Raw genomic sequence first — 574 nt, forward strand, 5'->3', positions numbered from 1 at the left:
TTACCAAAAATCAGTCCTCTCACACTCACAGCACTATTATTCACTATCGTTGCAATGTTCAGCCTTAAGGGCGGCGATGTCGTCAAATTACCTGGCGATGTAGTGTTAGTTGCTATTCCGCTAACTATTTATTTTATCGCGATGTTCTTAATTAGTTTTTGGATGGCTAAGTCCCTTGGCACCGACTACCCAAGAACAACAGCCGTTGCCTTTACATCAGCTGGCAATAATTTTGAGTTAGCAATCGCTGTCGCAATCGTCACATTTGGACTTGCTTCACCTGTAGCATTCGCAGCGGTTATTGGGCCTCTTGTAGAAGTACCTGTTTTAATTTTCTTGGTACAAATTTCTTTGTGGCTCAGTAAAAAATACTTCACACCTTCTGGTGCGGTTAAGACTACCACTCATAAATAGGTATCTTTATGGCCTCTGAAATTTTCGATGTGATAATCATTGGCGCTGGGCAAGCAGGTCTAGCGTCAGCATACTATTTAAAGCGTGAGGGCGTTAAATTCGTCCTTCTTGATGCCGAAAATGGTTCAGGCGGAGCATGGAGACACGCTTGGGATTCACT

Annotated in this window: 2 protein-coding genes; both read left to right on the top strand. The window is 43.2% G+C overall.

What is annotated here, in order from left to right:
- On the top strand, positions 1-414 hold a 414-nt coding region (locus tag HBA93_RS18040), incomplete at its 5' end, for an arsenic resistance protein (protein ID WP_502910137.1).
- A gap of 8 nt (positions 415-422) precedes the next feature.
- Positions 423-574: FAD-dependent oxidoreductase (locus HBA93_RS18045; protein WP_221724212.1), on the top strand; the 152-nt coding region annotated here is incomplete at its 3' end.

It is taken from the genome of Ochrobactrum sp. SFR4 (assembly GCF_019730395.1).
Taxonomy (GTDB): Bacteria; Pseudomonadota; Alphaproteobacteria; order Rhizobiales; family Rhizobiaceae; genus Pseudochrobactrum.